Below are 22332 nucleotides of genomic sequence, written 5' to 3' on the forward strand. Positions count from 1 at the left end.
GCCCTACGCGTAGCGTACGACCGCGAAGAGGGCGAGCCTCCAAGCAGGCTCGCCCACGAATTCTCGCATGGGTTCAGGCCCTAAGCGCGGGCTTCTGATCTCTGGCTGGCCTCGGCCGCGAGCCGGCCGGAGAGTTCGGCCATGTGGTCGAAGTCGGCCTCGAAGGCGCCCAGGCCCTGGGTCAGGCCGCGCAGCTCGGCGATCAGCCCCTGGCGTTCCGATTGCGGCAGATAGGCCTCGATCCGCTCCCAGCCGCGCCAGTCCTCCCGCGGGCTGAGGCCCAGGATCTGGCCGCGCCGGGCGGTCAGCGCGGAGGTGACGTTCGAGGCGCTGGGCGAGGGCGAATAGACCGTCAGCTTCTCGATCGGCTCCAGGAGGATCGACCCGCAGGCCGGCAGGCCTTCCTCCATCGCCAGGCGCCCGGCCATGCGGAAGGCCATTTCGGAGCTGTCCACGCTGTGGGTCTGGCCGTCGACCAGAGTGACCTCCAGGTCGGTGACCGGGAAGCCAAGCTGGCCCTTCTCCAGCCCGTCGCGCACGCCCTGCTCGACGGCGGGGATCCACTGCTTGGGCACCGCGCCGCCGACCACGCGCTGGGTGAAGACGAAACCCGAGCCGCGGGGCAGGGGCCGGATCTCCACCGTCACGTCGGCGAACTGGCCGTGGCCGCCCGACTGCTTCTTGTGCCGCGAGCGCTGGCTGGTCCCGCGCTGGATGGTCTCGCGGTAGGGCGTCTTCGGCTGGGCGGTGTCGATCTCCACCCCGAACCGCCGGCGCAGCCGCTCCAGCGCCAGGCGGACATGGCCCTCGCCCTGACCCGAGAGCAGCACCTGGCGGCTCTCCGCATCATGGGTCAGGCGCAGGCCGGGATCCTCCTCGATCAGCTTGCCGAGCGCGCCGGAGAGGCGGACGTCGTCCTTGTGGTTCTTGGCGGCCAGCGCCACGGCGAACAGCGGCCGGCGCGGAGTCGCCCCGGCGGCGGCCGTTTGCGGCTTGCCGGTGGTGGACAGGATCTGGCCGGCCTGGGCGGCCTCGACCTTGCCGATGGCGCAGACCTCGCCGACCGCCGCCGAGGCGATCTTGCGGATCGCCGCGCCCTGGACGGCGAAGAGACCGCCGGCCCGGCAGCGCTCGCCGTCCGGCAGCACGAACTCGGCTCCGTCCAGCAAGGCCTTCCCGAACGCCCGGGCGTAGGCGAGCTTGCCCGACTGGCCGGCGTAGGCCGCCTTCAGCACATAGGCGCCGGCCTCGATCCCGATCCGCTTAGCGGCGTGCTCGGCCGGCGGCGTCTCGTGGCGCAGCGCCTTGAGCAGGCGGCGCACGCCGAAGCCGTTCTGAGCCGAACCGAAGAACACCGGCACGATCAGCCCTTCGTTCATCTCCCGCACCAGGTCGCCGAACACCGCGTCGCGGCTGGGGGTGACGTCGGAGAGCAACTGTTCCAGCAGCTCGTCGTCGAAGTCGGCGATCTGCTCCAGCATGTGGAAGCGCGCCTCGGCTTCGGCGTCGCGCAGGTCGCCGGGGATGTCGACCTGGGTCGAGGGCTCGTTCGGCCGGTAGACGAAGGCGCGCTCCAGCGCCAGGTCGATGAAGCCGGAGATCCGCTCGCCCTCCCAGGTCGGGACCTGGCGCGCCACGAGCGGCGCGGCGCTGACCGGTGCGAGCGCCGCCAGCAGGTCAGCCAGGGAGCCTCGGGCCTGGTCCATCTTGTTGATGAAGAGGGCGTGCGGCACGCCGAGCCGTTCCAGCTCGCGCAGGGCCGGCTGCAGCAGGCCGGCCTTGGCCGGATCGGGCTCCGCCACCACGACGGCCAGGTCCACGGCGGGCAGGGCGGCGTCGAGGTCGGCGCAGAACTCCAGGGAGCCTGGGCAGTCGATGACGCTGTAGCGGTCGCCCATGAAGTCGAAGCCGGCGAGGTTCAGCTCTACCGAATGGCCGCGGGCGCGCGCCTCGGGACTGCTGTCGCCGACCATCTCGCCTCCGGCGCGCCGATCGACGGCGCCGGTGACCTGCAGCAGGGCTTCCATCAGAGTGGTCTTGCCCGCGCTGGTGGGGCCCACGAGCGCCAAGGCGCGCACGGACCCCGCTGGATGGATTGGCATGGTCGTTCTCCCATCACCTTTGGCGCCACGGACGCACATCGGTTGGGAGCGCATCCCTGGCGCGGTTTTGGGACGGTCGCGGACCGGCTCAGGGGCTCGCGCCGCCCGGATGGACGAAGCCTACGCCCCGGCCCGCCGGAAAGTCAGATCACGAATCGTTGCGACTAGAGCCCCGCCGTCTTGATGGCGTGGGCCACCATGGGGACGCTGCCGGCGGCCTTGATCAGCAGGCCCACCCCGGAAATGCCCAGGAGGATGAAGGTAACCCGCCGGAAGTTCACGTCGGAGAGCTGTTGGTAGAGCTTCACGCCCAGCAGGGTGCAGGGCAGCACCACCGGCACGGTGATCGCCACCAGCAGCCAGTAGGTCGGGCCGAAGGTCTCTGGCTTCTGCAACGCCAGCAGCGAGATCGAAAGCAGCTGCAGGACGAAGATGTAGGGCTGGACGATGGCGCGGGCCTCGCGCTTGGGCACGTGGCGCAGGCCATTCCAGACCACCACCGCCGCGCCTGGGAAGGCGGTGAAACCGCCGATCACCCCGCCGGACATGCCCACCAGAGACGAGGCCAGCCAGCCGCCGTGCACCGTGGTGTGCGCCCCATGCGGCCGGGCCAGGGAATAGACCGCGTAGATCACCAGGAAGCCGCCGAACACCAGCATCAGGTCGCCGGTCGGCAGCGAACTCAGGATCGCCAGACCCACCGGAACCCCGATCAGCCCGCCCAGCAGATAGGGCGCCGGCCCGTTCGGCCACCATTGGTTGATCGGCGCCATGTCGGCCTTGAGCTGGCGCAGGGACATGATCTGGTTGGCCGCCGACAGGGTCATCAGCAGCGGCACGCCCAGCTTCGGCGGCAGGACGATCAGGCAGAGCGCGCCGATGGCCGAGAAGCCGAAGCCCGACAGCCCGCTCATCAGCGCCGAGGCGGCCAGGATGACTACCAGCAACAGGATGGTGAGCGGGGAAAAGCCGGCCAACAGCAATCGAACACCTCGAGACTTCTGGCGACCGCCAGCATGAGCGCACAGCCCTTTTAGAGCCGCCGGATAGCGCGTCACGGACGCCGCCGCCGGGCGCGCGCGGAAGGCGATTGTTCCGCCCACGTCGCTCAAATTCTCATCAGCCTGCCTGGGCCTTTGCGCGCGCTTGCCGCACGATTGGGCGCCTTGGCCGTCAGCCGCCGCGCCAGCTCCGCAGCGCCGGCCCAAGCGCCGCCTTCAGCGGATCCAGCCAGGGCTCGTAGGCGCGCCACTGCTCAAGTCCATCGCGGAAGATCGGCCGGCGCACCTGCTCGGAACTCACCGTGCGCACTGCGCGCCGTGTCCGGTGGAAGGCCAGGCACCCGGGCTCGAAGGCCAGGCCGCAGAGGTCGAGCAGGCGCCTGACCTGGGCTTCCGTGTCCTCAACCAGGTCCTCGTAGATCACCCGGATGACCCGGCCCGGCAGCACCCCGTCGAAATGGTCCATCAGCTCAATGTAGTCGCGGTAGTAGCGGCCGATATCGCTGAGGTCGTAGGAGAAGGCCTGCCCCTGGGCGAAGTGCTGCTTGAAGGCGGAGAAGCCGGAGCCCAGCGGGTGGCGGCGCGCGTCGACGATCCGGGCCTTCGGAAGGATCAGCTGGATCAGCCCGATGTGCTGGAAATTGTTCGGCATCTTGTCGATGAAGAAGGGCCGGCCGAGTTTGCGGTGTACGGCGGTGTCGGCGAGGTAGCGTTCGCCCAGCGCGGTCAGTTCGGCCGGGCTCAGCCGCGCGAGCGCCTCGGGATAGTCGCGCCCGAAACCGCGGGCGATCAGGCCGATATCCGGCAGCTCCATGGCGCCTTCGACCTGGCTGTGGCTGGCCAGGATCTGCTCGATCAGGGTCGAGCCCGCGCGGGGCAGGCCCACGATGAAGATCGGGTCGGGGTCCGGCGCGCCGGCGGTCTGGCGTGCGGCGAAGAAGCCTTCCGTGAACAGGGCGCGGGCGCGCTTCATCTGCGCTGTGGTCTCGTCCGCGTCATAGGGCGTCTGGGCGCGGCGCAGGACCGCGCCCTGGGCGTATTGGTCGAAAGCCGCGGCCGGCTCCCGGCGGTCCTCCAGCGCCTTGCCGAGCGCATAGTGGAGGTGCAGCCGGTCGTCGGGCGTGAGCTCCGGCCGGCGCAGCGCCGCCAGCATGGCCGCCTCGTCCGCCAGGGTCAGGGCCTGGGTCTTGAGGTTGGCCAGGCTCCAGTAGGCGTCCCCCAGTCCGGGCGCCAGCGCCAGGCTGCGGCGGAAGGCGGCGACCGCGTCCTCGCGGCGGCCCACCGTGCGCAGGGCGTGGCCGTAGTTGAGCCACAGGCGCGGCTGTTTCGGATAGGCGCCCAGCAGGGCCTCGTAGATCGCCAGGACCAGGGCGTCCTCGCCCACCAGGGCCAGGCAGGCGGCCTGCAGGTTCAGATAGGCCGGATCGTCCGGCGCGCGGGCCAGCAGGCGGTCGATCTCGAGAAGCGCCTGCGGGGCCTTCTGCTGGCGGAACAGGGCGTCGGCCAGGCTGAAGCGGGCGCCGTCGTGGCCGGGCTCCAGCTCCAGCGCACGCGCGAACAGCACCTCGGCGTCGGCGTAGCGGGCCTGGCGCAGATAGGCCTCGGCCAGCAGGCGGGTGGCCTGGGCGTCGCCCAGCCTGCGGGCCAGGTGGGCGCGCAGCATCTGCTCGGCCTCGCCCACCCGGCCGGCGAACAGCGCCTCGGCCGCGGGCCGCAGGGCCGGATCGGTGACCGCGGCGCGCTGCTGCTCGGCGTAGGCCGCCTCGGCTCCCACGCCGTCGCCCGCCTGGAAACGGAGGTCGCCCAGCGCCCGCCAGGCGTCGGCCAGGTCGCGGTTGAGGCCGACGGCTTGGCGCAGCGCCGCCTCGCCGACGGCGGCCTCGCCGAGGGCGATCAGCGTCAGGCCGAGTTCGTACTGGGTGTTGGCCGCGCGTGGATAGGCTCGCGCCAGCGGCGCCAGCACCGCCTTGGCGGCGGCGAACGCCCCCAGCCGCCGCCGCGCCGAGCCCAGGATCAGCAGCAGCCGCGGATCGTTGGGCGCGGCCCGCAGCATCTGCTCGGCCGCCCGCGCGGCCTCGCCCGGATCGCTGGCCAGGCGCGCGGCGGCGCCTTGCAGGGCCGCGGCGGAGATAGCCTCGTTCATCCCCGCCGCGGTCTCCCGTCAAGCCCGGTCAGAATGTTAGCGTGATGCGACCGTAGTAGTAGCCGCCGTTGATCCCGTAGGGCGCAAAATTCATCGGTGCGTTCAGGATGTTGCCGCCATCCGCCGGCTGGTTGGTGCCGGGCAGGTTGGGGATCGAGGGCGGGCGTTTGTTGAAGAGGTTGTTCGCTCCGAACGCCAGCTTCACGGACTCGATCACCTTGTAGTCCACCTCCAGGTCGGTGATCGCCGCGGTGGGCACCTTCAGGTCGGTGGTGATGTTGCTGGTGGTCACCAGTTCGGAGGACGGTCCGTAGATCGACTCCCGCAGGTTCACGCTCCACTTGTTGAGCGTCCAATAGGCCCCGAGGATCGCCTTCTCCTGCGGTGTCGCGTCCGTCAGCGCCGAAAGCGCATTGGGCGTGAGCAGCGACGTCTGGGTGATGATGCTCGGCGCCGCCGAGAGGTCGGCGGCCGGCAGGGGCGCCAGCTTGGTGATGTCGGTCTTGTTGTAGTTGAAGCCGGCGGACCAATCGACGTGGCCGTACTCCGAGAAGTCCGAGGCGTAGTTGGCAGTCAGCTCCACGCCCTGGGTGCGGGTGTTCACCCCGTTGGTGAACACCGCGATGCCGGCGTAGGAGATGCCGCTGTCCAGCTGGTTTCCGTGGGCGGTGATGGCGTTCAGCACCGCCTGGGAGATCACGTAGTTGGTGCCGCCGCTGACGTCGGAGCCGAAGATCAGGCCGGTGACGACGATGCGGTTGGAGATGTCGATCTGGTAGGCGTCCAGCGTGATCTGCAGGTTATCCATCGGGTGGGCGACGAAGCCCACGCTGTAGTTGGTCGACTTCTCCGGCTTCAGCGGCGAGAAGCCGGCGATCGCCGCTGAGGCGGAGTTGGGCGGCAGCTGCACTTCGGCGAACTCCGGCGAGACGTTGGTGCCGGAATAGAATTCCTCGGCCAGGGTCGGCGCGCGGAAGCCGTTCGAGATGGTGCCGCGGATGGCGAACATCGGGCTGAAGTCGTAGCGGCCGGTCAGCTTGCCGACGGTCGCGTCGCCGAAGTCGCTGTAGGTCTCGTAGCGCCCCGCCAGGTCCAGGTGCAGGTTCTGGATCGGGTCGGCGGCGATGTCGACGTAGCCCGCGTAGGAGTCGCGGGTGTGGTTGCCGGCGTTGGTGGGGTCGTAGCCGGTGAAGGACTGCGCGCCCGCGCCGAAGTAGGAGTCCGGCTCGCCCGCGTCGATCTCGAATTCGTCGTGCCGCGCCTCGGCCCCGAAGGCGAAGACCACCGGCTTGGCGAGGCCGACGTCGAAGTTCCTCACGATGTCCAGGTTGGTGGTCCACTCGCTGGAGCGGAACGTGCCGTCGAAGAAGTTGCGCTGCGGGGCGATCGGCGTGGCCGAGGCCGCGGCCAGGATCGGGAACAGCTGGGCGTTGGCCGAGCCGTTGGTGAAGATGTTGTCCTTGTCCTGGCCGTAGGTGCTGGACAGGTCCCAGTTCCAGCCGTCGATGCCGCCTTTGATCCCGACGGTGAAGGAGTAGTCGTCTTCCGACAGCGCCTCGACGGGATTGAATCCGTTCGGCAGCGGGAAATAGGTGTCCCCGGTCGAGGTGGCGCCGCTGATCTTGGTCGGCACCCGATAGTTCTCGAAGGACGAGGCTTCGCGGTGGCTGTAGCTGCCGAAGGAATAGAGCTGGATATCGTTGGTGAGGTCGTAGCCGGCGTTGTAGAACAGGTTGTAAAGATTGAACTCCGGGTCGCCGATGATGCGGTTGACGTTGGGCGATCCGGGCTGGTGGACCACGCCCGCGGCGTCCATCGGATCGTCGCCGGACAGCAGGTGGCCGGTGGGGTCGAACAGGCGCGCGTCGGGCCCGCCCTGCTGGCTGTGCTCGTGGTAGCGCTCCTCCAGGGTCATGTTCATCCAGCCGTTCTGGCCGACCTTGAAGCCGTTGTTGAACGACCAGGCGTAGGTGTCGCCGCCGCCCTGGTAGTAGCTGCCGGCGGTGCCGCTCGCCGAGCCGCCTTCCGAGCCGCTTTTCAGGATGATGTTGACCACGCCGGCGATGGCGTCGGAGCCGTATTGCGCGGCCGCGCCGTCCTGCAGCACTTCCACGTGGTCGATGGCGCTGACCGGGATAAGGCCGAGGTCGGCGGTGGCCGAGCCGGAATAGGGGCTGCCGCCGTCGACCGCCAGGTTCGCCGTGGTGTGGCGGCGCTTGCCGTTCACCAGCACCAGGGTGTCGTTGGGGCTCAAGCCGCGCAGGGCGGCCGAGAGCGTCAGGTTGGAGGCGTCGAAGCCGAAGCCCTGGGCATTGAAGGATGGCAGGTTCTGGGCGATCGCCTGGATCAGGTCCGGCGGGCCCACCGACTTCAGGGCCTGGGCGCCCAGCACCTGGACCGGGGCCGCGCTGTCGGCGGCCTTCATGCCGGTGGCGCGCGTGCCGGTGACGATCACCTCGTCGAGATTGGTGGTGGCGGCGTCGGCGGCCGCGGCGTCGGCGGCGATGGCGCTCGTCGAGGCGAGCGCCGAGAGCGCGATCAGACTCGCGCCCATGAAGAGTCTATGCATGCCAGTTGCCCCTTTTTTGCTCTGAGAGCTGTGTTCCCCACAACTATTCGCTGCCTCCAGATGAGGAGCGGTGCGGTAGGGGTGTCCACTTGGTCTTGGGGAATCCGCCGTTCGCGGCGTGAAACGCGCCGTTCGTCTACAGAACGCCTGGGGCGGCGCCTGCAAATGCGACACTTTCGAGACAAACTCCGCCGTAAGTGCCGCGCAATTTCCAGGCGCCGTTAGGGAAGCTGAAGACGGCCGCGGAGCTGGGACCCCGCGGCCGAGACGTCAGAAGCTCAGCGTGATGCGGCCGTAGTAGTAGCCGCCATTGATACCGTAGGGCGCGAAGGTCAGCGGCGCGTTCAATACGTTGCCGCCGGTCGCCGGCTTGTTGAGCGCGGCCAGGAACGGCGTCTCCGGCGGTTTCTTGTCGAACAGGTTGCTGGCGCCGAGGTTGATCCTGATCGAATTGGTGAGCTTGTAGGCGACATCGAGGTCGGTGATCCCGGCCGCCGGCACCTTCATGTCGGTGGTGACATTGCTGGTCGAGGCCAGCAGGGAGGTGTCGCCATAGATAGTCTCGCGCAGGTTCACCGCCCACTTGTCGAGCGTCCAGTAGCCGCCCAGCACCACCTTCTCCCGCGGGGTCGCCGTGGTCAGGGCCGACAGCGCGGAGGGTGAGAGCAGGGTGGTCTGGGTGATGATGGTAGGCGCCGCCGAGAAGTCCTGCGCCGGCAGCGGCAGGAGCTTGGTGACGTCGGTCTTGTTGTAGTTGAAGCCGGCGGTCCAATCGACGTGGCCGTAGGAGCCGAAGTCGGAGGCGTAGTTGCCGGTCAGTTCCACGCCCTGGGTGCGGGTGTTCACCCCGTTGGTGAACACCGCGATGCCGGCGTAGGAGATGCCGGAGTCGAGGGTGTTGCCGTGGGCGGTGATGGCGTTCAACACCGCCTGGGAGATCACGTGGTTGGTGCCGCCGCTGACGTCGGAGCCGTAGATCAGGCCGGTGACCACGATGCGGTTGGTGATGTCGATCTGGTAGGCGTCGAGCGTGATCTGCAGGTTGTCCATCGGGTGGGCGACGAAGCCCACGCTGTAGTTGGTCGACTTCTCCGGCTTCAGCGGCTGGAAGCCGGCGATCTGGGCGGCGGCGGAGTTGGCCGGCAGCTGCACCTCGGCGAAGGCCGGTGAGACGTTGGTGCCGGAGTAGTATTCCTCCTGCAGGGTGGGCGCGCGGAAGCCGTTCGAGATGGTGCCGCGGACGGCGATCATCGGGCTGAAGTCATAGCGGCCAGTCAGCTTGCCGACGGTCGCATCGCCGAAGTCGCTGAAGTGCTCATACCGGCCGGCCAGGTCGAGGTGCAGATTCTCGATCGGGTCGGCGGCGAAATCCACGTAGCCCGCGTAGGAGTCGCGGGTGTGCTTGCCGGCGTTGGATGGATCGTAGCCGGTGAAGGACTGGGCGCCCGCGCCGAAGTAGGAGTCCGGCTCGCCCGCGGTGAGCTGGAACTGGTTCTCCCGCCCTTCCACGCCGAAGGCGAACACCAGCGGCTTCGTCAGGCCGATGTCGAAGTTGCGGACGATGTCGAGGTTGGACGTCCATTCGCTGGTGCGGAAGGCGCCGTCGTAGAAGTTGCGCTGCGGGGCGATCGGCGTAGCCGAGGCCGCCGCCAGCACCGGGAACAGCTGGGCGTTGGCTGAACCGTTCGTATAGATCTTGTCGTAGTCCTGGCCGTAGGTGCTGGACAGGTCCCAGTTCCAGCCCTCGATTTCGCCCTTGATGCCGGCGGTGAAGGAGTAGTCGTCTTCCGACAGCGCCTCGGTCGGGTTGAAGCCGTTGGGCAGCGGGAAATAGAGCTGGCCGGTGGAGGTCGTGCCGCTGACCTTGCTGGGCACCCGGTAGTTCTCGAAGGACGAGGCCTCGCGGTGGCTGTAGCTGCCGAAGGAATAGAGCTGGATGTCGTTGGTGAGGTCGTAACCGGCGTTGTAGAACAGGTTGTAGAGGTTGTAGCGCGGGTCGCCGATGATGCGGTTCACGTCCGGCGCGCCCGGCTGGTGGACCACGCCGGCGTCGACGGCGCTGAGCGTCGGCAGCACCGTGCCGTTGGCGCTGAACAGCCGCCGGTCGACGCCGCCCTGCTGGCTGAAGTCGTGGTAGCGCTCTTCCAGGGTGAAGTTGAGGAAGCCCTTGTCGGTCAGATGCGTGCCGGCGTTCACCGACCAGGCGCCGGTTTCGCCGCCGTTCTCGTAATAGGATCCGCCAGTGCCCGTCAGGTTGCCGCCCTCGGCGCTGGACTTCAGGATGATGTTGACCACCCCGGCGATGGCGTCGGAACCGTACTGGGCCGCCGCGCCGTCCTGCAGCACCTCGATATGGTCGATCTCGTTGACCGGGATCAGGCTGAGGTCGGCGGTGGCCGACCCGGAGTAGGGGCTGCCGCCATCCACGGCGAGGTTGGCGTTGGTGTGCCGCCGCTTGCCGTTGACCAGCACTAGGGTGTCGTTGGGGCTGAGGCCCCGGAGCGCCGCCGACAGCGTCAGGTTGGCGGAGTCGCCGCCATAACCCTCGGCGTTGAAGGAAGGCAGATTCTGGGCGATCGCCTGGATCAGGTCCGGTGGGCCCACGGTCTTCAGGGCTTGCGCGCCCACGACCTGGATCGGCGCCGGGCTGTCGGCGGCCTTCATGCCGGTGGCGCGCGTGCCGGTGACGATCACCTCATCGAGATTGGTGGCCGTATCGGCGGCCGCGGCGTCAGCAGCGATGGCGTTCGTCGAGGCGAACGCCGAGAGCGCGATCAGGCTCACGCCTACGAATAGCTTGTTCAAGTCAGGATCCCCCGCGTTGTTATGGCGGCCCGACCGAACGTTTCTCCCCACCCCTTATCGTTGCCCCGATGAGGGCGGCGGGCGGAGAAGGTGTCTACTTGGACGTGGGGGTTTGAGCTTCGAAGTCTCGAATAGCGCTGTTCGACTGCAAATCGTCCGATACGGCGCCCGGAAATATTACAGCTTCGAGACAACAAGGCGCCGGCCTGCGTCCACTTTTAGGGCGCCAGCCTAGCGTGCGGCGCGGTTCAAGCGCTCCGAGAACGGAGCGCCTTCGCCGGCAGAGATTCAGCCCGAGGCCTTTAGGCTTCGGACGCCACCACCAGAGCGCGGATCGAGCGCAGCTCGTCCATGGCGTCCGGCCGGCCGGCCCGGGCGAAGGCCACCAGCTCTTCCACCGCGCGCAAGGTGCGCGTCTGGCTGGGCGGACGGCCGCCGCGGCTGCGGTTCAGCCGCAGCGCGCGCTGCTTCAGGACCGCCGTCAGGCTGGTTTCATCCAGCCAGGCCGACAGTTCGCTGCGCAGGCTCCACTCCGAGCCTTCCGCCCGGGCCTGGATCTGGCCGATCACGCCGCTCTCGTAGGCGTGCTCGATCAGGGCGCGGGCTTCCGAAGCGCATCGCTTGAGAGTGGTGGCCGGGATACGCCGGTCGTGGGCGACCTCGGCAGTGGCCGCCTCGAGGTGTCCGGAGGCGGCGGAAGGTTCGGTCAGGTCGAGGAATAGGGAGAGTTCCGCAATGTCCTTGGCGAAGCTGCGCCCGTGCATGGCCCGGCCGGAACTATCACCCGGCTGGGTAGAGGCTGAGGATTTTTCCATAGTAACGCCGTTACTGGATTGAGGTTTGAAGCCATTCTAGGGATACGGCGTATAAAATCCACATAATAAACGGGGATTCCGGGACGGTTTGGCCAGGAAATTATTTCAAGATTTCAGTGTTTTCGGATAGTTTGCCACTATGTTGCCGAGGCGGTCGATTAGGGGGCCAAGCCAGGGTTCGAACCGTCGCCAGTGGTCGACGCCCTCGGTGAAGATCGGCTGGCGGACCTGCTCGGAGCTGGCTGTCCGCACCGCCCGGTTGTTCTCGTGGAATCGCAGGCAGCCGGGCTCGAACGGCAGGCCGCAGTAATCGAGCAGACGCCGCACCTGCGCTTCGGGGGCCGCCACCAGCTCTTCGTAGATCACCCGATGCACCCGGCCGGGCAGTGCGGCGTCGAAGTGGTCCATCAGGTCCACGTAGTCGCGGTAGTAGCTGGCGAGGTCCGCGAGGTCGTAGGTGAAGGCCTGGCCGATGGCGAAATGCTGCTTGAACGCCGAAAAGCAACACCCCACAGGATGGCGCCGCGCATCGATGATCCTGGCGTTTGGCAGGATCAGCTGGATCAGGGCGATGTGGGCGAAGTTGTTCGGCATCTTGTCGACGAACAGCGGCGCGCCGGTCTTCCGGTGGACCCGGGCCCGCTGGAGATATTCCTCGCCCAAGGCCGCGAACTCCTGGGGCGACAGGGCCGCCAGGATGTCCGGATAGGCGCCCTCGGACGGCCGCGCCGCGCCGCCCAATCGCCAGGCGATCGCTTCGAGGTCCGGCAATTCCTGGGTGCCTTCCACCTGGCTGTGGCTGGCCAGGATCTGCTCGATGAGCGTCGAGCCAGAGCGAGGCAGGCCAACAATGAAGATCGGATCGCCGGCCGGCGCGCCGTTCCCCGCCCGCGCGGCGAAGAAGGCCGGGTTGAACAGCGCCATGCAACGGGCCACGTGGCCGGTCAGCTCCCAGGCGTCATAGGGCAGGCTTTTGCGGCGTAACCCGTTGGCGCGGACATAGAGGTCGAAAGCCTCAGCGTCCCGGCCATGGTCCTCCATCGCCTTGCCCAGGGCGAACTGCAGGTGGAAGCGGTCCTGGTCATCCAGCCCGTCGCGGTCGAGCTCGGCGGCCATCTGTGCGATGTCGTCCGCCGACAGGGCGACGGTTTTGAGGTTGGCCAGGCTCCACCACGCCTCGCCCAGCGCCGGTTGCAGCCGCACCGCCTCTCGGTAGGCGGCCACCGCCTCGGGCTGGCGGCCCAGGGTTTTCAGCGCGTGGCCATAGCCCATCCAGGTCAGCGGCAGGTCGGGATGGACGTCCAGCACCGCGCGGTAGGCTGTGGCCGAGGCGGCGTAGTCGCCCACGCGCATCCGCGCGGCCGCCCCGAGCTGGAGGAAGAGCGGATGGCCGGGGGCCTCGCGCAACAGGCGGTCGGCCTGGGCTATCGTCTCCACCGTCTTGCCCTGCAGGTGCAGTGCGAGGGCATAGGCGAACCGGGCGCCGGCCAGGCCGGGCGCGGCGGCGAGCGCGCGGGCCAGCAGGGCCTCGGTGTCGTGGAACCGCCCGGCGCGCGCCGCGATCTCGGCGAACAGGCGCAGCGCGAGCGGGTCGTCGGGCCGCCGGTCGAGCACCGCCCGCGTCTGGCCGTGGGCGTCGGTGAAGCGTCCCTCGATCAGCGCCTGGGCGGCGGCGCCCAGGGCGGGGTCGTTGTTGACCAGCGCCTTGATCTGGCGCGCAGTGGCGAGGTCGGCGCCGGCGATGTCGCCCGCCAGCCGCAGCCGCTCGGCCCGGGCGCCCAAGGCGGCGGCGTCGCCTTCCGCCGGTTCGCTCATCGCGGCCTCATTCCACCGCGTAGCCGAAGCGCTCGACCCAGGGCGCGAGGCGGGGCAGGGCCGGGGCGAGCTGCGCCCGGTAGCGGCGCCATTGGCCGACGCCTTCGGCCGACAGCCCGCCGACCAGCTGGGCGGCGGAGGGCGTGGCGATCCCGCGGTCCTTCACCCGCTCGGCGAAGTCGCGCATCGCCTCGGTCCAGCCGATGCCCACGGCGTCGCAGGCCGCGCGGGCCACCCGGTCGAAATCGGCGATCAGGTCCTCGTGGCGCACCACATGGGTCTGCGCGCCCATCGCCGGCGCCATCCGGTCGGCGATCTGCATCGCCGCGTCGTAGTAGCCGGCCGCGCCGGGAACGGTCAGCAGCTGGTAGGCCGAGCCGCTCATGGCGAAGCGGCGGCGGTAGCAGCTCAGCACCACGTCGCGGGGGTCGCGCCGGGCGAAGAGGATCTTCGCCTGCGGGAACAGCCGGGCGATCAGCGGCAGCTTGAAGGTGTTCAGGGGATGCTTGTCGACGAACACCTTGCCCGCGAGCTCAGCGCCTTCGTCACGCGCCCGCGCCCAGTAGGCCTCTCGCAGGGCGCCGAGCTCGCTGTCGGACGCGGCGGCCAGCCGGTCGAGGTGCTGCGGCGTGGCGAGGAAGGCGCGCAGCGCCGCCGACAGGGTCTCGCGCTCCTCCAGGGTCTCGACCTGTGGGTGGCTGGCCAACACCTGTTCGAGCAGGGTGGTGCCGGAGCGCGGGAACCCCATCAGGAAGACGTGGCCGGTCACGCCCTGCGGCAGCGGGCGCGGGGTGGCGGTCCAGGCCGACGCGGGGATCTCGTCCAGGCGCTCGATCATCCCGCGCGCGAACTCCAGCGCGGAGGGATGGCCGCCAAAGGCCGGGGCGTAGACGCGCCACAGGCCCATGTTGCAGGCGGCGTAGGCGGCGAAGGCCTCGGCCGGCCTGTCCTGCGCGTCGAGCACGTCGCCCAGCGCGCCCTGGGTCTGGGCCAATTGCTGCGGGTGGATCCGCGGGTCGGCGATCAGCGCCTCCAGCCGGCGCTGCGCGGCCGGCGCGTCGCCGGCGGCCAGCTCGGCGGCGGCGGCTACGCGCACGGCGTCCGGATAGGCCGGGTCCATGGCCAGGACCTGCTCGGCCAGCGCCTTGGCCTCGGCGTGGGCGCCCCGGCGGCTGGCGAGGTTGGCGAGGCCGGCCAGGGCGACGTGGTTGCCGGGTTGCAGCTCCAGCGCGCGGCGGTGGGCGGCGTCGGCTTCCGGCAATCGGCCGAGGGCCTCGAAGGTCCCGCCGCGGGCGGCGTGCGCGCCGGCGAAGTCGGGCGCGATCGCCAGGGCCTGGTCGAAGGCCGCCAGGGCTTCGGCATGGCGTTCCATCCGGCTGAGGCAGAGGCCAAGGGCGTTGCGGGCGCCGTGATCCTTGGGCGCGAGAATGACGGCGCGCTGTAGCCGTTCCAGCGCCTCCTCGAGCCGGCCGTCCTCCTCGGCCCGCAAGGCCGCGAGGTTCAGGACCAGCGGATGTTCGTGGCCCGCCGCCAGCGCCTGCTCGGCCAGAACGCCGGCCTGGGCGTAGTCGCGGGCTTCGATGGCGGCTTTGATCTCGTCGAAGATGGCGGGGCGCGCCGGGCTGGGCGCCGGGGACGCGGCCGGCGTGGCGGCCTGGGCGTCCAGCTTGATGGTGGTGCGGCCGATCTTCCAGGTCGTCAAGGCGGTCTCCAGGCTCGGGAACGGCGGCCCAACCCCTTGGCTGATTAGCGGAAAGTCGCGCCGGGAGCCATATCGGAAGGCCACATACGAAGAGGGCGGCGGATTGCTCCGCCGCCCCCGATTTTCGCCGTGGCGCGTCGACTAGAAGTCGGCGCTGAGGCCCACGAAGAGGTAGCGGCCCAGGGAGTCATAGGTCTGGGGCCAGGTGTTGCCGTTACAGGGACCGGCCGGGCAGTTCGAAGCGCCCGTGAGCGGCGGATCCTTATCGAACAGGTTGTTCACGCCAACCCGGAAGTTCAGGTTGTTGTGGACGGTGAAGTTCATCGTCAGGTCGATGTAGTTCTGAGCGGCCAGGACGCGGTCCGACTCGTACTGGAGGCCCGGGTTATTCAGCAGCGGATTGCTGCTGAAGGCGTCCAGGGTGACACGGCCGAGGTAGCGCCACTGCAGCGAGAAGCTCAGGCTCTTGAACCAGTCGCCGTAGGAGTAGGGCGTGTTCCAGGTGACGCGCATCTTATGGCGCCACTTCGGAGCCGGGCCTTCGCCGTTCGCCGATTCGCAGGTCGGGCCGTAGAGACCGGCGCAGTCGTAGGACGGGCCGCCCGGCAGGGGCTGGGTGGTCAGCTTGTCGAGCCAGGTGCCGACGAAGCTCGCCGCCACCGTGCCGTTGTCGCCGAGACCCAGGGTCGACAGGTCGATCCGGTAGTCGACGTTGATGTCGACACCGTCGGTCTTCAGCGAACCGGTGTTCAGCGTGGTGTCCTGCACGAAGCCGGTCGGGTCGAGCCACAGGGAGTTGTCGCCCGGCGACCGGTGGACCAGACCGCAGAATTGCGTGCTGAGCGTGGTCAGGCACTGGTTCAGGATCAGGTTCTCACCGATCGTACCGATGTAGTTGTCGACCTGGATGTTGAAGTAGTCGACCGACACGTTCAGGCCGGGGGCGAACGTCGGACGCCACACCACACCGCCGGTGTAGGTGTCGGAGATTTCCGGCCGCAGGTTCGGGTTACCGCCCGTCTGACCTTGGTACTGGTTGGCGGGGTTCGCCTCGATGGCCAGCACTTGCGCGGTGGTCAGGTTGAACGCCTTGGAGCAGGTGGCCACCAGCGGGTTGCCGGCGGTCAGCCCGGCGCAGGGGTCGTTGGTGCCGTCCAGGACGACGTTCTGCGGCGCGAACAGTTCGTTGACGTTCGGCGCGCGGACGGCGCGGTTGTAGCCGGCGCGGAAGCGCAGGCCGTCGATCACTTCCCACTCGCCCGACACCTTGTAGGTGTTGGTGTCGCCGATCGAGGAGTAGTCCGAGAAGCGGTAGCCGAGCTCCAGGGACACGTCCTTGGCGAAGGGCATGTCGCTGATCAGGGGCACGCGGGCTTCGCCGAACAGTTCGTAGACATCATAGCCGCCGTTGACCGGCGGGCTCGCGCCGCCGTTGCCGTCCACCAGGCCGTTCGACGACAGGAAGTCGGCGGTCGAGTCCAGGTGTTCGCGGCGGTATTCGGCGCCGATCGCGACGCCCACGCCTTCAGACGCCCAGGGGCTCTTGAAGCCGTAGTCGCCGAGCTTGCCGGTGAAAGCCAGGCTGACCACGCGCTCGGTGGTGTTGCCGGTCGAGAAGCTCGCCGCGTTCAGGAACTTCAGCGCCGCGGGCGAGATGAACTGGCTGGTGAAGAGGTTCAGCGGCACGCAGCCCGCGTCAGCCCCGGGCGCGCACTGCGGGCCGGTCGGCGTCTGGACGACGTTGAGGGCCTGCTGGATGCGGTTGAGGTTGAAGTTGCCGGTCTGCTCCGTGTTCAGCGCAACCGCGCCGTACTGCATGTATCCGTCGTAGGTCCAGTTCTTGCCCAGGTCGCCGCGCATGCCGACGACGATCCGGTAGTCCGTGTGACGGAATTCGGAGTCGCGGCCGCCGGCTTCTTCCGGCTGCAGGCGGCGGGCGACGACGCCGGTGAAGGTGCCGGCGGGGTTGGCCAAGCAGCTCGTACCCGCCGTCGAGATCAACTGGCTGGCTTCCTGAGTGCTCAACAGCGGGTTGGCGCAGTTGATGTTGAAGTTGCCGGCGAAGACGCCGCCCGAGGCGATCTGGGCGGTCGAGGTGTCGTCCATGAACATGGTGTCCATGTAGACTTCGGCCCACGGGGCGACTTCGTAGTGCGCGAAGGCGCCCAGGCTGTAGCGCTCATCCGGACGCATGAAGTAGTTGGCCGGGCCGAAGTTGAAGACGTCCGCCGAAGTGCGCGGGATGAAGGTGTTGAAGTTCGCTGGGTTGACGACGAAGTCGCCGACCCGGGCCGGGAAGGCCGTGCCGGAGCCGCCGCAACCGAATTGGGCGAAGTTCGGGTTACCCGAGTTCAGGGTACAGGCCGAGAAGTCGCGGGTGCCTTCCAGGACGCCGTTGTTCTGGCGGTAGGTGGCGTAGGCGGTGATGTTGCCCTTGCCGTCCGGGGCGTTGGCGCCCAGCACCAGGCTGACGTCGGAACCTTCGCCGTCGAATACGTTCTTCGGGGGCAGGGAGAATTGGCTGGGGTCGCTGGCGCCCGCGGCGGCGGTCCGCACGACGCTTTGGACGAAGCTGTTGCCGTTCTCGTGCTGATAGCCGTCGTACTGGGCGTCGATGCGCACGCCCTCGAAGTTCTTCAGCATCATGAAGTTGACCACGCCGGCCACGGCGTCGGCGCCGTAGGTCGCCGAGGCGCCGCCGGTCAGCACGTCAACCCGTTCGACCAGGGCGGCCGGGATGAAGTTCAGGTCGGCGGCAGAGGCCGACGACGGGTCGCCCGGCATGACGCGGCGGCCGTCGATCAGCACCAGGGTGCGGGACGGGCCGAGGCCGCGGAGGTCGACCGTGGCGGTGCCGTTCGATCCGTTCGAGATCATCGAGCCCTGGCCGGCGAACACCTGCGGCAGGCTGTTGGTGATGTCTTCGATCCGGGTGATGCCCTGGGCCTTGATTTCGGCGCTGCCGACGGTCGTGACCGGCGCGATCGAGGTCAGGTTCGGCGACGGGATACGCGTCCCGGTCACCACGACTTCGGAGACTTGACCGCTCGTGGTGTCGTCCGCTGCGTAGGCCTGAGTGGCGGATAGGCCGAGGACGGCTGCACCGCAGATCATCGAGGAGGCCAACAGGCGCTCCCGCATCGTTTGCATTTTCAAGGTCTAGATCCTCCAGCGGTCCGCCAGTGACGGCGGCCCCGCTCCCCAACAATTGCCAGCCCAGAGCCAAAAGTGGCGCCGGTTGCCGCGTAGTTAGGTTCGACTGTTGTTTTGGGTCAACGCAGATTGCGAAGAACATCACACTCCGCACGCCAATATGTCGCATAATGGCCACATAACGAGCAGGACTAGCCACCGCCCTAGGGCGAACAGGGGGCAGTTCGTGCACAGCTAATGCTCGGCGCCCGATGGGCGCCGATCGCCAAACCCGGCCCAAATGTTCAAATCACGCGTTACGCAGATAACCGATACTTTATTATGCTGCGCTTAGATGCTGAACAAACCTGCGATTTAAATTTCTGTAACGAAGTAGAGGCAACTAAAAACCGTCACGCAACCCTGCGTAGCCTTGGCAGCCTGGACGAAAAGCGCCGAGCATCGCCAGAAGTTCCGCCCCTGAACATTTTTGAACGCCGCCGCTTTCGCCGCCCGGACTGGCCGGCGGCGCCTCGCGGGCGCGCAACACCTGCGTCAGGCCGTCACGGCTGATGGTTTCTATTGAAACAAGATCGGGGCCGCTTGGGGGCCTGCCGCGTCCCTAGAGCGGTGCGCAGGCCTCGGCGAGCCAGGCGGCGACGTCGGCGGGGACGAGCGGCGCGATCTCGCTCAGAACGCGGGCATGATAGGCGTCGAATTGGGCGACCTCTTCGGCGCTCAGCAGCGCCTTGAGTGTCAGGCGCCGGTCGATGGGCGCCAGCGTCAGGGTCTCGAAGCCCAGCATCGCCCGCTCGCCGCCGGGAATCGCCGACGGCCCGGTGACGAACTGCAGGGTCTCGATGCGGATGCCGTAGCCGCCTTCCTTGTAGTAGCCCGGCTCGTTGGAGACGATCATCCCGGGGCGCAGGGGCACCAGGTTGGGCAGCTTGGCGATCCGCTGCGGTCCCTCATGGACGCCCAGATAGGAGCCGACGCCGTGGCCGGTGCCATGGTCGTAGTCCAGGCCATGCGCCCAGAGCGCCATTCGGGCCAGGGCGTCCAGGGCCGAGCCGGTGGTCCCGGCCGGGAATCGCACCCTGGCCAGCGCCAGGTGGCCCTTCAGCACCAGGGTGAAGCGCTCGCGCATCTCGGCGCTCGGCTCGCCGATGGCGACGGTGCGGGTGACGTCGGTGGTGCCGTCCAGGTACTGGGCGCCCGAATCGACCAGCAGCAAGCTGCCCTTCTCGGCGCGCTTGTTCAGCCGCTCGGTCGGCCGGTAGTGGACGATGGCGCCGTTCGAGGCCGCGCCGGCGATGGTGTCGAAGGAGAGGTCCTTCAGGGCCCCGGTCGCCTCGCGGAAGCTCTCCAGCTTGGAGACCGCCTCGATCTCGTCCGGCGGATTGACCTGCCCCTCGGTGGCCACCCAGTGCAGGAAGCGGGTCAAGGCCGCGCCGTCGCGGCGGTGGGCGCGCTTGGCGCCCTCGATCTCCACCGGGTTCTTGCAGGCCTTGGGCAGGATGCAGGGGTCCTCGCCGCGCTGCACCGCCGCGCCGGCGCTCTCCAGAGCCCCGAAGTACCAGGATGAGGACTGGGCCGGGTCGACCAGTACGGTCTTGCCCTTCAGCTCGGCCAGCGCCTGCGGCAGGTCGGCGGGGGTCTCCAGCCGCACCTCGTTGCCCAGCCAGGCCGGCAGGTCGGGCGTCACCTTTGCCGGGTCGAGGAACAGCCGCGCCGAGCCGTCGGCGTTCAGGATCGCCTGGCCCAGCGGCAGGGGCGAGCGGATCACGTCGCCGCCGCGCACATTGAACAGCCAGGCGATGGAGGCCGGCGCGGTGATCACCGCGGCCTCGGCGCCGCGCGACGCCAGGCTCTCGCCCAGGCGATGACGCTTCGAGGCGCTCTCCTCGCCGGCGTATTGCAGCGGGTGCGGCGTCACCGGGGCGGCGGGCTGCGGCGGCCGCGCCTGGCCCCAGGCGGCGTCCAGCGGGTTGGGCGTGACGGGCCGCAACTCCGAGCCGGCCTTGGCGGCCGCGGCCTTCAGCCGGTCCAGCGCATCTGGGCTGTGCAGGCGCGGATCGTAGCCGATCACCTGGCCCTTGGCCGTGGCGGTCTCCAGATAGGCCGGCACGCCGCCCTCCACGAGGTCGCGGATCTCGAAGACGCCCTGGTCCACCTGGTCGCGAACCTGCAGGGTGTAGCGGCCGTCCACGAAGATCGCCGCCTTGTCCTTCAGGATCACCGCCGCCCCGGCCGAGCCGGTGAAGCCGGTGGCCCAGGCCAGGCGGTCGTTGGCGGCGGGCAGGTATTCGTTCTGATGCTCGTCCTCGTGCGGGGTCACGAAGCCGTCCAGGCCCTGCTCGGCCATGGCCTGGCGGATCAGCGGCACGTGGCGGGGCCCGAAGGAGCGGTCGGTGGTTTCGTCGAAGGTCTGGCGCATGGCCGGCATGTAAGCGCTCCGGCGCCTCTGGGCCAAGGGCTTGCCTGCCGGCGCGGCGCCTCGCTAGCCCTTTCGCCATGGACAAGCAGAACCGCCGTGAGGCTATCCGCGACTACAAGGAGCGCAAGGTCGCGCAGGGAATCTACGCGGTGCGCTGCGCCGCCACCGGCGAGACCTGGGTCGGCCAGTCGAAAAACCTCGGCCAGCAGACCAACGGCCTGTGGTTCATGCTGCGGGGCGGCGGCCATCCGAACAAGGCGTTGCAGGCGGCCTTCGCGGCGCACGGGGCGGAGGCCTTCGCCTTCGATGTGCTGGAGATCGTCGAGACGGGCGATCTCAGCGCCTACGCCCGCAACAGCAAGCTCAAGGACCGCGACGCCCACTGGCGCGCGGAGCTTGGGGCGTCGAAGATCGTCGGTTGAGGCCTAGTCCGCCGGCGCGGAGGCGTTGGCGGCTGCGCCTTGCGCCGAGCCGTCGGCATTGGCGGCGAATTGCGGGGCGGGCTCGGAATCGTGCGCGCGGGCCCGGGCTTCCGCTTCGGCGCTGTGGGCCGCGGTCAGGGCCGAGCCGTAGGCCGTCTCGTCGATCTGCGATTCGGCGACCCTGCGGTCGTGGGCGGCTTGCAGCGTCTCCGGCGAGGGCCGCGCAGTATTGAGCAGCACGGCTGCGCCGATGACGGCCGCGACGGCCACCGTCGCGGCGATCCACCAGCTAAGCGCCCCGGGGCCGCGCGCCCGCTCGATCCGCTCGACCGACAGGCGGTCCGGCGCATCCAGGGTGCGTTCGCAGTAGTCCTGGTCGTTGGACATGGCGCGCTCCTCTCAATCCCGCTGAACGAAAGCTCAGCCTTGGACCTAACTGGGGTCGCCAGGGTGAAGTTCCAGTCTACAGCGGGTGGAATCTAGGGCCGGCGCAGCACCAGAGTCGCCCAGGCGTCGCGATGCAGCCGCCGGCGCAGGCTAAATCCGCGCGAAACGTAGGCGGCGAGCACGCGCCGCGCCTGCGTCCTGAGCAGGCCCGACAGGATCGCGATCCCGCTGGGCGCCAGCGCGTCCTTGATGTCCTGGGCGAGCGCCACCAGCGGCGGAGCCAGGATGTTGGCGAACACCAGGTCGTAGGGTCCGCCGGCGCGGACGCGGGCGTCGTTCAGGCCGCTGGCGTGCACGAAGCGGGCGTGGGCGCGGTTGAGGCGGGCGTTCTCGTTGGCGATCCGCACCGAGGGGCCGTCGATGTCGGTGCCCACGGCGATCCTCGATCCGGTGCGCGCCGCGGCGATAGCCAGGACCCCGGTGCCGCAGCCCACATCCAGCACCCGGGCGAACCGCTGCGCCTTGATCAGCTGGTCGAAGGCCGAGAGGCAGCCCTCGGTGGTGCCGTGGTGGCCGGTGCCGAAGGCCGCGCCGGCCTCGATCCGCAGGGCTACGGCGCTGGCCGGGACCAGGCCTTTGTCATGGGCGCCGTAGACGAAGAACCGCCCGGCGCGGACCGGCGGCAGGCCGCTGAGCGCCATGGCCAGCCAGTCGGCGTCGGCGAGCTTGTCGGTGTTCGCGCGCAGGGCTGGAAAGCCCGCCAGCACCTCCGCCAGCGCCGCCTGTTCCTCCTCGGAGGTCGGGAAGGCGTCGATGCGCCAGACGTCGTGGGCCTCGTCCTCCTCCAGGATAGAATAGGTCAGGCCCTCGGTGGCGGGGTTTGCGTCGATCGCCTCGGCGGCGGCTTCCGCCACGGCGCGCGGGCCTCTCGCTATGGTCTGGACGGCGTCGGCGGTCATCCGCCGCCTCTAGCGGGAAGGTCGACGAAAAGAAAGGCGGGGG

Annotated in this window: 13 protein-coding genes; 1 reads left to right on the plus strand and 12 read right to left on the minus strand. The window is 69.0% G+C overall.

Translation table 11 applies throughout. The features are described from left to right. Nucleotides 1–80 precede the first annotated feature (80 nt). The 10 genes from E8A49_RS08485 to E8A49_RS08530 all read right to left on the minus strand — a co-directional run bounded on the left by E8A49_RS08485 (nucleotide 81) and on the right by E8A49_RS08530 (nucleotide 20521). The gene (locus tag E8A49_RS08485) at nucleotides 81–2102 is read right to left on the minus strand and encodes an elongation factor G (protein ID WP_293379006.1); all 2022 of its coding nucleotides are present in this window, start codon (nucleotides 2100–2102) and stop codon (nucleotides 81–83) included. A 164-nt stretch (nucleotides 2103–2266) separates the two neighbouring features. Continuing rightward, nucleotides 2267–3079, minus strand: a complete 813-nt coding sequence (locus E8A49_RS08490) for a sulfite exporter TauE/SafE family protein (RefSeq protein WP_293379009.1) — start codon at nucleotides 3077–3079, stop codon at nucleotides 2267–2269. 196 nt (nucleotides 3080–3275) lie between these two features. Then, complete coding sequence (locus tag E8A49_RS08495; RefSeq protein WP_293379012.1) at nucleotides 3276–5246, minus strand: sulfotransferase; 1971 nt, start codon at nucleotides 5244–5246, stop codon at nucleotides 3276–3278. A gap of 28 nt (nucleotides 5247–5274) precedes the next feature. Beyond that, nucleotides 5275–7815 (minus strand): TonB-dependent receptor, encoded by a 2541-nt coding sequence (locus E8A49_RS08500; RefSeq protein WP_293379015.1) that lies wholly within the window; start codon nucleotides 7813–7815, stop codon nucleotides 5275–5277. A gap of 270 nt (nucleotides 7816–8085) precedes the next feature. Next, a complete protein-coding gene (locus tag E8A49_RS08505; protein WP_293379018.1) occupies nucleotides 8086–10620 on the minus strand; it encodes a TonB-dependent receptor in 2535 nt (844 codons plus the stop codon). A gap of 302 nt (nucleotides 10621–10922) precedes the next feature. Then, nucleotides 10923–11384, minus strand: a complete 462-nt coding sequence (locus E8A49_RS08510; RefSeq protein ID WP_293379021.1) for a hypothetical protein — start codon at nucleotides 11382–11384, stop codon at nucleotides 10923–10925. A gap of 156 nt (nucleotides 11385–11540) precedes the next feature. Beyond that, a complete protein-coding gene (locus tag E8A49_RS08515; protein ID WP_293379024.1) occupies nucleotides 11541–13250 on the minus strand; it encodes a sulfotransferase in 1710 nt (569 codons plus the stop codon). A 7-nt stretch (nucleotides 13251–13257) separates the two neighbouring features. Next, complete coding sequence (locus tag E8A49_RS08520) at nucleotides 13258–14952, minus strand: sulfotransferase (protein ID WP_293379027.1); 1695 nt, start codon at nucleotides 14950–14952, stop codon at nucleotides 13258–13260. A gap of 141 nt (nucleotides 14953–15093) precedes the next feature. Further along, the gene (locus tag E8A49_RS08525; RefSeq protein ID WP_293379090.1) at nucleotides 15094–18102 is read right to left on the minus strand and encodes a TonB-dependent siderophore receptor; all 3009 of its coding nucleotides are present in this window, start codon (nucleotides 18100–18102) and stop codon (nucleotides 15094–15096) included. Between the two features lie 604 nt (nucleotides 18103–18706). Further along, complete coding sequence (locus E8A49_RS08530) at nucleotides 18707–20521, minus strand: aminopeptidase P family protein (RefSeq protein ID WP_293379092.1); 1815 nt, start codon at nucleotides 20519–20521, stop codon at nucleotides 18707–18709. Between the two features lie 77 nt (nucleotides 20522–20598). Here E8A49_RS08530 and E8A49_RS08535 point away from each other — a divergent pair, with 77 nt between their 5' ends. Further along, the gene (locus E8A49_RS08535) at nucleotides 20599–20943 is read left to right on the plus strand and encodes a GIY-YIG nuclease family protein (RefSeq protein WP_293379030.1); all 345 of its coding nucleotides are present in this window, start codon (nucleotides 20599–20601) and stop codon (nucleotides 20941–20943) included. Nucleotides 20944–20946: 3 nt separating this feature from the next. Here E8A49_RS08535 and E8A49_RS08540 read toward each other — a convergent pair whose 3' ends face one another. After that, complete coding sequence (locus tag E8A49_RS08540; protein WP_293379033.1) at nucleotides 20947–21330, minus strand: hypothetical protein; 384 nt, start codon at nucleotides 21328–21330, stop codon at nucleotides 20947–20949. Nucleotides 21331–21422: 92 nt separating this feature from the next. Next, a complete protein-coding gene (locus tag E8A49_RS08545) occupies nucleotides 21423–22289 on the minus strand; it encodes a 50S ribosomal protein L11 methyltransferase (RefSeq protein ID WP_293379036.1) in 867 nt (288 codons plus the stop codon). Nucleotides 22290–22332 lie beyond the last annotated feature (43 nt).

It is taken from the genome of Phenylobacterium sp. (assembly GCF_004799515.1).
In the GTDB taxonomy this organism is placed as follows: domain Bacteria; phylum Pseudomonadota; class Alphaproteobacteria; order Caulobacterales; family Caulobacteraceae; genus Phenylobacterium.

Bases quoted from the DNA above. Each gene is read 5' to 3' on its own strand.
- E8A49_RS08500 (WP_293379015.1), bottom strand. From the start codon at position 7,815: ATGCATAGACTCTTCATGGGCGCGAGTCTGATCGCGCTCTCGGCGCTC.
- E8A49_RS08535 (WP_293379030.1), top strand. From the start codon at position 20,599: ATGGACAAGCAGAACCGCCGTGAGGCTATCCGCGACTACAAGGAGCGC.
- E8A49_RS08525 (WP_293379090.1), bottom strand. From the start codon at position 18,102: ATGCAAACGATGCGGGAGCGCCTGTTGGCCTCCTCGATGATCTGCGGT.
- E8A49_RS08515 (WP_293379024.1), bottom strand. From the start codon at position 13,250: ATGAGCGAACCGGCGGAAGGCGACGCCGCCGCCTTGGGCGCCCGGGCC.
- E8A49_RS08540 (WP_293379033.1), bottom strand. From the start codon at position 21,330: ATGTCCAACGACCAGGACTACTGCGAACGCACCCTGGATGCGCCGGAC.
- E8A49_RS08495 (WP_293379012.1), bottom strand. From the start codon at position 5,246: ATGAACGAGGCTATCTCCGCCGCGGCCCTGCAAGGCGCCGCCGCGCGC.
- E8A49_RS08485 (WP_293379006.1), bottom strand. From the start codon at position 2,102: ATGCCAATCCATCCAGCGGGGTCCGTGCGCGCCTTGGCGCTCGTGGGC.
- E8A49_RS08530 (WP_293379092.1), bottom strand. From the start codon at position 20,521: ATGCGCCAGACCTTCGACGAAACCACCGACCGCTCCTTCGGGCCCCGC.
- E8A49_RS08545 (WP_293379036.1), bottom strand. From the start codon at position 22,289: ATGACCGCCGACGCCGTCCAGACCATAGCGAGAGGCCCGCGCGCCGTG.
- E8A49_RS08510 (WP_293379021.1), bottom strand. From the start codon at position 11,384: ATGCACGGGCGCAGCTTCGCCAAGGACATTGCGGAACTCTCCCTATTC.